This window comes from Micromonospora sp. NPDC003776 (assembly GCF_053605645.1).
The window spans coordinates 26,703-35,719 of sequence record NZ_JBSGJR010000017.1 but is presented as its reverse complement, the minus strand read 5'-3'; the positions used below and the strand labels follow the sequence as shown (position 1 = coordinate 35,719).

The 9,017-nt window shown below is 70.4% G+C and carries 12 protein-coding genes; 4 read left to right on the top strand and 8 right to left on the bottom strand.

The genetic code is table 11. The annotated features are described in order from the left end of the window. Positions 1 to 1,050 (top strand): glycoside hydrolase family 26 protein (locus tag ACWEVO_RS03265; protein ID WP_452305938.1); only part of this gene is annotated, 1,050 nt, incomplete at its 5' end. A 55-nt stretch (positions 1,051 to 1,105) separates the two neighbouring features. Here the strand turns inward: ACWEVO_RS03265 and ACWEVO_RS03260 are convergent. Together ACWEVO_RS03260 and ACWEVO_RS03255 are read right to left on the bottom strand one after the other, a co-directional pair. Next, complete coding sequence (locus ACWEVO_RS03260; protein ID WP_452305937.1) at positions 1,106 to 1,684, bottom strand: HD domain-containing protein; 579 nt, start codon at positions 1,682 to 1,684, stop codon at positions 1,106 to 1,108. Then, positions 1,681 to 2,811: a helix-turn-helix domain-containing protein gene (locus ACWEVO_RS03255; protein WP_452305936.1), complete on the bottom strand. Its 1,131-nt coding sequence runs from the start codon at positions 2,809 to 2,811 to the stop codon at positions 1,681 to 1,683. The genes ACWEVO_RS03260 and ACWEVO_RS03255 overlap by 4 nt, the downstream gene beginning before the upstream one ends. 404 nt (positions 2,812 to 3,215) lie before the next feature. Between ACWEVO_RS03255 and ACWEVO_RS03250 the strand changes: the two genes are divergently transcribed. Genes ACWEVO_RS03250 through ACWEVO_RS03240 form a run of 3 tightly spaced genes read left to right on the top strand, consistent with a single transcriptional unit; the run spans position 3,216 to position 3,780 of the window. Next, entirely contained in the window at positions 3,216 to 3,395 is a 180-nt protein-coding gene (locus ACWEVO_RS03250; RefSeq protein ID WP_452305935.1) for a hypothetical protein, read from the top strand. Continuing rightward, positions 3,392 to 3,610 carry a hypothetical protein gene (locus ACWEVO_RS03245; RefSeq protein ID WP_452305934.1) on the top strand — a complete coding sequence of 73 codons (219 nt, stop codon included), beginning with the start codon at positions 3,392 to 3,394 and terminating at the stop codon, positions 3,608 to 3,610. Before ACWEVO_RS03250 ends, ACWEVO_RS03245 begins: the two co-directional genes overlap by 4 nt. Beyond that, positions 3,607 to 3,780: a hypothetical protein gene (locus tag ACWEVO_RS03240; protein WP_452305933.1), complete on the top strand. Its 174-nt coding sequence runs from the start codon at positions 3,607 to 3,609 to the stop codon at positions 3,778 to 3,780. Before ACWEVO_RS03245 ends, ACWEVO_RS03240 begins: the two co-directional genes overlap by 4 nt. A 2-nt stretch (positions 3,781 to 3,782) precedes the next feature. Here the strand turns inward: ACWEVO_RS03240 and ACWEVO_RS03235 are convergent, their stop codons facing one another. The 6 genes from ACWEVO_RS03235 to ACWEVO_RS03210 form a co-directional block, all read right to left on the bottom strand. Beyond that, positions 3,783 to 4,097, bottom strand: coding sequence for a YciI family protein (locus ACWEVO_RS03235; RefSeq protein WP_452305932.1), 315 nt, complete (start codon positions 4,095 to 4,097; stop codon positions 3,783 to 3,785). Positions 4,098 to 4,123: 26 nt separating this feature from the next. Beyond that, positions 4,124 to 4,573: an SRPBCC domain-containing protein gene (locus tag ACWEVO_RS03230; RefSeq protein WP_452305931.1), complete on the bottom strand. Its 450-nt coding sequence runs from the start codon at positions 4,571 to 4,573 to the stop codon at positions 4,124 to 4,126. Continuing rightward, positions 4,557 to 4,886: an ArsR/SmtB family transcription factor gene (locus tag ACWEVO_RS03225; protein ID WP_452305930.1), complete on the bottom strand. Its 330-nt coding sequence runs from the start codon at positions 4,884 to 4,886 to the stop codon at positions 4,557 to 4,559. The genes ACWEVO_RS03230 and ACWEVO_RS03225 overlap by 17 nt, the downstream gene beginning before the upstream one ends. A gap of 34 nt (positions 4,887 to 4,920) precedes the next feature. Then, positions 4,921 to 5,592, bottom strand: a complete 672-nt coding sequence (locus tag ACWEVO_RS03220; RefSeq protein WP_452305929.1) for an HAD family hydrolase — start codon at positions 5,590 to 5,592, stop codon at positions 4,921 to 4,923. A gap of 75 nt (positions 5,593 to 5,667) precedes the next feature. Further along, positions 5,668 to 7,101: an endo-1,4-beta-xylanase gene (locus ACWEVO_RS03215; protein ID WP_452305941.1), complete on the bottom strand. Its 1,434-nt coding sequence runs from the start codon at positions 7,099 to 7,101 to the stop codon at positions 5,668 to 5,670. A gap of 246 nt (positions 7,102 to 7,347) precedes the next feature. Further along, complete coding sequence (locus ACWEVO_RS03210) at positions 7,348 to 8,973, bottom strand: glycoside hydrolase family 43 protein (protein ID WP_452305928.1); 1,626 nt, start codon at positions 8,971 to 8,973, stop codon at positions 7,348 to 7,350. Positions 8,974 to 9,017: the final 44 nt, after the last annotated feature.

Below are 9,017 nucleotides of genomic sequence, written 5' to 3'. Positions count from 1 at the left end.
GCCCCGTCCGACCAGGTCGCGCAGGCCGGGCCGGAGGCGGTGACGCAGGCGGCGGCCACCGAGCCGCCCCGGCCGGCGCCCGGCGTCTTCCCGCCCGCCGGCAAGGCGTTCATCGGGGTCATGACCGACAAGGGCCCGTACGACTTCACCGCGGTGGACTCGTTCACGGCGGCCGCCCGCCGCCCGCCACAGGTCATGCTCTTCAGCGTGGGCTGGGCCGACGCCCCGTTCGACCGGACGCTGTTCGACCGGATCAGCGACCGCGGCATGCTCCCGATGCTGGGCTGGGAGCCGTGGGACCAACGGGTCGACGAAGCGGCGCGCAAGCGGAAGCTGACCAACCGGGAGATCGACAAGCTCCGGTCCGACCAGCCCCACTACCGGCTGTCCCGCATCGCCCGCGGCGACTTCGACGACCACCTGCTCTCCTGGGCCGCCGGGATCAGGTCGCTGGGTTACCCGGTGGCCATCCGGTTCGCCCACGAGATGAACGGCGACTGGTACCCGTGGTGCGGAACGGCCAACGGCAACCGGCCGGGCGACTACGTGAAGGCCTGGCGGCACGTGCACGACGTGTTCCGCAACGCCGGGGTCACCAACGTCATCTGGGTATGGAGCGCCAACGTCAGGTGGAGCGACTCGACCCCCGCGCTCGCCCCGCTCTACCCCGGCGACGCCTACGTGGACTGGATCGGCATGACCGGCTACTACGGCAGCGGCGCCTTCTCCCAGTACTACTCCTTCGACGCGATCTTCAAGCGGACCGTCACCGAGATCCGCGCCTTCAGCCACAAGCCCCTGGTGGTGACCGAGACCGGCGCCTCCGAGGCCAGCGGGCGCAAGGCCGAATGGATCCGGCAGACCCTCCGGGCGCTGCCCGGCTACCCGGACATCATCGGGCTGATCTGGTTCGAGGTGGACAAGGAACGCGACTGGCGCATCGTCAGCTCGGCCGCCGCGGCGAAGGCCTTCGCCGAGGGGGTCGCCGATCCTCGGTACGACGTCACGTGGTCACCGGAGGCGGTCCCGCGTACGGCCGCCGGGCGGTAGCCTGCGGCAGCTTCATGATGGGAACTGACCGGGCCGCCAGAAGTGGCTCGCCCTGCTACAGATGTGGGGAAGGGTTGAGCCAGGCGAGGGGTTGTCCGCTGAGGGCGGCATCGGCGAGGCGCTGGGCGGATGCGGTCCTGAGGGCCGCTCGCGAGCTGTCGATCCAGCGCTGGACGTTGTCGACGCCTTGGTGGCGGTACTCCACGGCCTGGACGAGGCATTCGAGCTTGTCGGCGTCGCGGGCCACGACGGCTTCGAGAGTCTCACCGGCTTCGTATTCGGCGACGGCGGTGGTGATGGCGTCGGCGACGGCAGGTGGGCAGTCGGCGACCTGGTCGGCGGTGACAGCGATGTTGGGCGCGGCGGTCAGGTAGCGCTTGGCGATGTGCGGGATGTCGGTGATCCGGGTTTCCTGCGTGTCGTGGAGGACGCACAGCATCGACACCCGGGCGGGGTCGGCGCCTTCCATGGCGGCGAGCATCATCCCGATGAGCGCCGTGCGGAACGAGTGCTCGGCGATGGACTCGGGGTGCTTGACCCCGGCGAACCACCAGCCGGTGCGGGCGGCGCGTTTGAGCACGCCGGCTTCGAAGATGAAGCTCATGGCTCCGGCGGCGTCGTGGTCGTCGCTCATCTGCCCGTCCCTGTGCCGGTGAGTCCGTCTGCGCGAAGGCTGTAGAGGATAGACGTTAGTTCCTGACGCGACTGGGCGGAGATTCGGTCACTGTCCAGGAGTCTGGTGCTGCGGTCGACAAGCGGCCGCCCGGTGGCGGGGTCGTCGAGGGCGAGGCCGCGCCGCGCGGCGAGCAGAGCCCAGAGGTTGTGGATGTTGAGGTCTACGAAGGGGTGCTCTACGTCGAGGCGTTGAACCAGGTGCCGGAAGAGGATTGTGCCCCTCCAGTCGGTGAGGCCGGCCGGCATGAAGGAGTCGTCGCGCTGGCGGTACGGGATCTCGCCGACCCAGTAGGCGGAGTAGTTGAGGGCTGCTCGTTCGCAGGCGTCGTCGGGATGGGCGCGAGCGATGAAGTCCCTCAGCGGTTCCGGGTCTCCCTGGTTCGCCAGCGAGGTCACGACGGAGCGGGCGTCGGGCCACAGCGGCGACCACGTGTGGAAGCTGGCGGCCCTGCGGGCTGTGCGGCCATTGCTCTGAGCGAGCCAGGCTGCGGATGCGCCGGTGGGGTCCATGCCGGCGAGGAAACAGGCTTGTCGATGCAGCAAAACATTCGGCTGACGCTCGGCGGCCGAACGCTCAGCGAGGACGTGCAGGTGGACGAAGAAGAGACGTCGCTGATCGGCCGGTAGGAGCGGTGCAGCCGCCACCGCGCCCCGTCGCTGGTGGAGGGTGGGAAGGCTCCTGACGAAGGTGGGGGCCTGTCCGAGGACGCCCCAGAGGATCAGGTCGGCAAGCCGGTGCGTGAGCACCGACCAGCCGAGTGGTTGTTCAGTGACATCGCTCCGTTCCACCCGCTCGTCAAGGATCGCGGTGAGAATGAGGTCGGCCTCGGCGGCGTCGTCCATAGCGGCGAGCAGCTTCGTGTTCGCGCCGAGTTGTCCGAGCCGCTGGCGGGCCGCAATCGCCTGGCCGAACGGGACGGCCGTAAAGGGCCGCCGTCCCGACTCCCAGCTCTGCACGGTCACGCGGTCGACGTCCAGATGAGAAGCGAGCTGCTCCTGAGTGACCGGGATGGATTCCCGAATCAGCTTCAGGAGATAGCCACTCACCGCTCCCCGTTGGGGCGCTGATCGTCCGCGACCTGCCATCCGCCATCCCTATGTTGACCGGTGGTCGGCGTTCCCCGTCGGAACAGCCCTTATGGCGGGGCACCTGACCGGCTCATTCGTACCGCTGGTGAGTCCACCGGCCGTCGCCGTGATCGTAGCGTCGCAGTTACCGAACGTTCCAGGTCCGGTCCCGTGGCTCGGGGTCGGTCATGTCGTGCTGTTCGACGGACGGAGACGGCGATGCGGGAGAGGACACCACCGTGGCGACGGGTCTCATACGAGCAGTACGTGAGCGCCGCCGCGATGACGCTGGCGCGACGGCACCGCCCGATGTGGTTCCGGCGGAACTGGACGTGGGTCTGCCGGTGCGGTGCGGACCTGCCGTGCCGCAGCCGGCACCGCATTCCGATCAATCGCGGCCACTGGCCCAGAGAGGAGGAGCAGTGACCAACGACGACGAGCGGCGGATCCTTACGGTTCATGTCCGCGGCCTTGACGACATGTGCACCGGCTGTCGGGTGTGGTGGGGACGACTGGCTCCGTACCCGTGCTGGCAGGTGGAGTGGGCGACCAGCCGGCAGGCGCGGGCGATCACCGCGCGCTTCCTGGGGGTTCGAGCGTGACCACCCACGGACCTGTCCTGCCGATCTGGAGCTGCGGCGGTTGCGGGGCGCCGTGGCCGTGCCCGACCCGGCGACGGGAACTACGGGCGGAGTTCGCGGACGCGCCGGTATCGCTGGCGCTCTACCTGGGGGCGCAGCTCGTCCGGGCGACCGCGGACCTGACCTGGGCGCCCGCCGGGACGCTGCATCGGCGGTTCCTGGGTTGGCTGCGGTGAGCATCCTGCGGGCCGGGGACGAGAAGTTCCACTACTGCGACGGGTCGCACCGGTGGATCCCGCCGGATCCGGACTATGACCAGGAGGTGTGGGACGAGCAGGTCCGCCAGCACAAGCTGGGTCACCTGCGCAACGAGCGCCCGAAGGTACGCCTCCGACGCCTCGGGTGAGATCAGCTCGCCCCGGGCCGGACGATGGCGCCGGGCATCGGGTAGGTCTCGATGGTGCCCACGCCGGCCTTGGTGACCGGGTCGCCGGCGGCGATGCGGGCGATCTCGTTCTCGTCCTCGGCTTCGGCGATGGCGATGCCCCAGACGCCGGCCGGGTCCAGGACCGGTCCGAACGCGACGGCGGTGCCGGCGGACAGCAGGCCCGACCAGTAGTCGACGTGGTCGGCCATGACGGCCTGCTCGTGTTCGGTCTGGTCGGCGAAGAACGTCGGGCGCGGGGGGACGAGTTTGTAGGCGAAGTGCATCTTTGCGCTCATGTCGAGTCTCCCGTTCGTCGCGGTGCTCAGGCGCCGGCGAGTGCGGTGCCGGTTTCCAGGAGTGTCTTCAGGCCGCTGAGCACGTACATCCAGCCGGGGCCGGAGACGCTCTTGGCGGTGCCGGGCGCGCCTTCGAGTCGATCGTGGGTCACCGTGACCAGGCACAGGTCGCCGTCCCGCGGCTCGATGTCCCAGGTGACGCGGCTCGGCTCCTCGGCGGCGAGGTCGGGGTCGTAGAGGGAGCGCCACTCGTGGACGAGCCGGCGCGGCGGATCCCATTCCAGGACCGCGCCGTCTCCCCAGTTGGCGCCGTCGGGACCGAACGAGACGTGTCGGTCGGGGGTGTTGGTGATCCGTGCGCCGTGGAAGTAGTGCATGGTCAGGTCGGGCTCGGTGATCGCCTGCCACACCCGCTCGGGGCTGGCCTTGATGAACAGCTGGTAGATCTGGGCGGTCAGGTCAGGATTCGTCGTCACGCGGGTCCTCCAGTGCCTTCTTGAGCCCGGCCAGCATCGAGGCGGGGCCTGCGGTGTACTTGTCGATCCAGCGGTCGTGGATGAGCCGGATCGGGACCGGGTTGAGGAAGTGCAACTTCTCCCGTCCCGAACGGCGGGTGACGACAAGCCCGGCGTCCTCGAGTACGCGCAGGTGCTTCATGACGCCGAACCGGCTGATCTCCACCTCCGATTCGAGCTCGGTGAGGGTGCGGCCGCCGCGTTCGAACAGCAGGTCCAGCAGGAAGCGGCGGGTGGGATCGGCGAGTGCCTTGAATACGAGATCGTCATCCACTGCGAAGCAGAATATGTGACCAGAAGGTCACATGTCAATGAATGGCGCCGGTGTGCAGCCGCCGCACCACGTCGATCAGCTCGGGAAACGCCTGGATGAAGGCGCTCACGTGGCGGGGGTCGAAGTCCTCGGGCCGGCGTACGCCGCTCTGCAGGCAGGCGATGAAGTGCAGACCGGCGCCGCCGGCGGCCAGCGCGTCGCCCGGGGAGTCGCCGACGTAGACGCACTGCCGGGGGGCCAGGCCGGTGGCGGCCAGCAGCTCGTCGAACGCCCGGGGGTCGGGCTTGCCGTACCGGGTGTTGCCGGCGTGGTAGACCATCTCGACCCGCTGCGCCAGGACGTGATCCGGCGCCAGCAGGTGTGCCACCTCGGCCTCGGTCCGTGAGGTCAGGAGCATCACCCGCCGGCCGGCGAGGACCAGCTCATCCAACGCCCGGAGGTTCTCCGGCGCGACCACGTCGAGGCGGCCGTCCCGGACGTAGCGGCGCAGGACCTCGCGGTACGCGGCGTCGAACCGGCCTACGTCCAGCCCGGGGGAGCGCTTCGGCATCGCGTCGAGCAGCGGCTCGCCCCAGGTCGCCAGGTGCACCGCCCGGGACATCGAGGGGCGGCCCAGCGTCTTCAGGACCTCGTTCTCCAGCTCGAAGCAGACCGCCTCGGTCAGGCAGAGGGTGTCGTCGACGTCGACGATCACGGCTTCGATCACGGACCCGAGCGTAGCCCGGGTCCTGAGCGGCACGGGGTGGCCCGGCGCGGGCGGTCCCCGCCGGGCCACGGCCAGTCAGCCGGCGGTGCAGGTGGCGGTGCCGGACGGGCCGGTGCCGACGCCCTGGAAGCCGAATTCCGTGTACGCGCCGGGCGCGATCTGCGGGTTGTAGTCCACGTTGCGGAAGGTCACCGTGCCGCTGGTGGCGCTGGGCTGGGCGCTCCAGGTGTTGGTGATCGAGGCACCGGCTGGGAGGGTGAGCGTGACGCTCCAGCCGTTGGCGCCGGCGGCGCCGGCGGTGACCCGGACGTTGGTGACGAAGCCGCCCTGCCACTGGTTCAGCGTCAGCGTCGCGGTGCAGCCGTTGCCCGAGGGCGGCGGCGTGGTCGGCGGCGCCGTGGTCGGGGGCGCAGTCGTCGGGGGAGCGGTGGTCGGGGGAGCGGTGGTGGGCGGCGGCGTGCTGCCGCCGGCGTTCAGCGCGTCCAACACCGCCGTGTACGCGGGCTTCTTGTTGCCGTTGCCGTCGAAGAGCAGCGGCGTGCCGCTGGATCGCCACGAGTCGCTGTCCCGGATGCCCCAGACGGTGATGCCGGTGCAACGGGAGACGGCCAGGCAGTCCTTGACGACGTTGCCGTAGGTGGTGGCCTGGGTGGTGCCGGAGCCCTCGATGTCGAGCTCGGTGATCTGCACGTCGACGCCGAGGGCGGCGAAGTTCTGCAGGGTGGTGCGGTAGTTGCTCGGGTACGGCGAGCCGCTGTTGAAGTGCGACTGGAGGCCGACACAGTCGATCGGCACGCCGCGGGCCTTGAAGTCCTTGACCATGTTGTACACGGCCTGCGTCTTCGCCCAGGTCCAGTTGTCGGTGTTGTAGTCGTTGTAGCAGAGCTTGGCGCCCGGGTCGGCGGCCCGCGCGGTGCGGAAGGCCACCTCGATCCAGTCGTCGCCGGTGCGCTGCAGGTTGGAGTCGCGGCGGACGCCACCGCTGTCCGCGAACGCCTCGTTCACCACGTCCCAGGCGTAGATCTTGCCCTTGTAGTAGGAGGCGACCTGGGTGATGTGGTTGACCATCGCCTGCCGCAGGGCCGAGCCGGAGAGGTTCTGCACCCAGCCGGGCTGCTGCGAGTGCCAGGCCAGCGCGTGCCCGCGCACCCGCATCCCGTTGGCCTGGGCGTGACTGACGATCCGGTCCGCACTGCTGAAGGTGAACTGGCCCTGAGACGGCTCGGTGGCGTCCCACTTCATCTCGTTCTCGGGCGTGACCATGTTGAACTCGCGGTTCAGGATGCCGACGTACTGGCTGTCGGACAGCTTGTACGCGGCCACCGCGGTGCCGAAGTAGCGGCCCTGCTCCGCCGCCGAGGCCCCGAGCGTGGTCCCCGCGCTGGCGCTGGTGGCGACGACCACCGTCGTCGCGATCATCGCGACGCCGGCCACCGCCGACAGCAGCGCCGTACGCGGTCGCGGCCGGGCGGTCGGGCTCCCGCTGCCGCGGGCGAGCACCTTGTCCATCAGAAGCCTTTCCATGGTGTGGTGGGGAGAGGAGCCGCTCCGCCGACTGCCCGCCACGGTGGGCGTCGCCGCGCGGTCGCCCGGAGGCCGCGCGGATCGGACTGCTGTCCACCGTGAGTCGATCGGAGCGCCGCTCCGTACGGGAGCGGCTCCATTCGCGGATGTCATTGTCCGTACGGGTGGGTGAGGACGTCAACAACTTCCGGAAACGCCCGGAACAAGACCGGTGGGGGTGCAGCGACCCGGTCAGTCCTCCCGGTAGGTCGCCTCGTCGAAGTCGGCGTGGATGCCGTCGCCGCCGAGGTCCTGTACCCACAGGCCGAGGAACGCGCCGGTGAAGCCCCACGCCGCCGGCTCGCCGTCGATGACCAGCGCGGCGTGCTCGTCGGAGAGGATGGTCGCGTCCAGCTCCACCGGCAGCTCCCGCCAGCCGGCGCCGAGGTCGTACCCGAAGCGCACCACCGGCCCGTCGAACCGCGCGCGCAGGCCGACCCGGACGGCGCCGCCGACGTCGACGGTCAGGTCCGGGTGGGCGGTGCGGCGGCCCTGGTCGCAGCTGAGCAGCTCCAGCACCACCCGGCCGTCGTCGGCCCGGGTCAGGTAGAGGTAGTGCCAGTTGAGGGTGTTGTAATAGGCCGTCACTCCGGCCAGGTGCCGGTGATCGGCCGGGTCGAACTCGACCACGGTCTCCAGCGCGCACCGCTCGGCACCCACCCGCCGGCCCACCAGGCTGGGGGTCTGCCGGCCGACCGGCGACTGCCCACCGTGGATCCGCAGGTGGGACGGGCGGGCCTCGAGGTCGAGCCAGTCCGGGCTCGCCGGGCGCCGCAGCGTCGACCAGCAGGCCGCCAGGGTGGCCGCGTCGAAGTGGTCGGTCGCCGGCTCCGCTGGCCACGGGTGTGCGGGCAGGTCCGGTGCCGGGACGGTCTCCGCCGGGATGCCGCCCGGGATCCTCGGCCACTGCCCGGCGGGCCAGTCGACCTGCTGGATCGCGGTCTCCCGGCCGAGCACGCAGCGGCCGCGGGGCGAGTACGGGCGCGCCACCAGGTGGGCCAGGTACCAGTCGCCGTGCTGGGTCTGCACCAGGCAGCCATGGCCGGCCTTCTGCAACCGCAGGTCGGGGTGGTGCACGGAGGTGAGCAGCGGGCCGCCCGGGTCGGCCAGGTACGGGCCGAGCAGGTGCCGGGAGCGGGCGACGGTGACCTGGTGTTCCCAGCTGGTGCCGCCCTCGGCGGTGACCAGCCAGTACCAGCCGTCGCGCTGGTACAGGTGCGGTCCCTCGGTCAGGCCGGCCGCGGTGCCGTGGAAGATGATCCGCGGCTCGCCCACCAGCCGTCGCCGCTCTCGGTCGTACCGCTGGATCTCGATGCCGCCGAAGCGGTCGCGCCCGGGGCGCCAGTCCGCGCTCATGCTCAGCAGCCAGGTGCTGCCGTCGGCGTCGTGGAAGAGCGCGGCGTCGAAACCGTGCGCGTGCAACTTCACCGGGTCCGACCACGGCCCGGTGATGTCCGGCGCGGTGACCAGGAAGTTCTGCGGGTCCCAGTAGCCGCTGGCGAAGCTGGCGACGTCACTGTAGACGAGGTGGAACAGGCCGTCGTGGTACGTCAGGTCGGGTGCCCACACGCCGTTGGAGTCGCCGCAGCCGCGCAGGTCCAGCAGCCGACGGTCGGTGATGATGCCGCCCAGCGCGCGCCAGTGGACCAGGTCGCGGGAGTGGTGCACGCGGACTCCCGGGTACCACTCGAAGGTCGAGGTGGCCAGGTAGTAGTCGTGACCCACGCGCAGGATCGAGGGATCCGGATGGAACCCGGTGAGGACCGGGTTGCGGATCGACCGGGCGGTCGTGGCCACGTCTGCGATCTGGGTCGACATGTACGGCTCCTAGGGTCGGTCCTCCGCCGAATTTCCGGAAGCAG

What these genes read in the sequence shown, in the direction of transcription:
- ACWEVO_RS03210 (WP_452305928.1), bottom strand. Translation starts at nt 8,973, where the DNA reads ATGTCGACCCAGATCGCAGACGTGGCCACGACCGCCCGGTCGATCCGC.
- ACWEVO_RS03235 (WP_452305932.1), bottom strand. Translation starts at nt 4,097, where the DNA reads ATGAGCGCAAAGATGCACTTCGCCTACAAACTCGTCCCCCCGCGCCCG.
- ACWEVO_RS03255 (WP_452305936.1), bottom strand. Translation starts at nt 2,811, where the DNA reads ATGGCAGGTCGCGGACGATCAGCGCCCCAACGGGGAGCGGTGAGTGGC.
- ACWEVO_RS03260 (WP_452305937.1), bottom strand. Translation starts at nt 1,684, where the DNA reads ATGAGCGACGACCACGACGCCGCCGGAGCCATGAGCTTCATCTTCGAA.
- ACWEVO_RS03215 (WP_452305941.1), bottom strand. Translation starts at nt 7,101, where the DNA reads ATGGACAAGGTGCTCGCCCGCGGCAGCGGGAGCCCGACCGCCCGGCCG.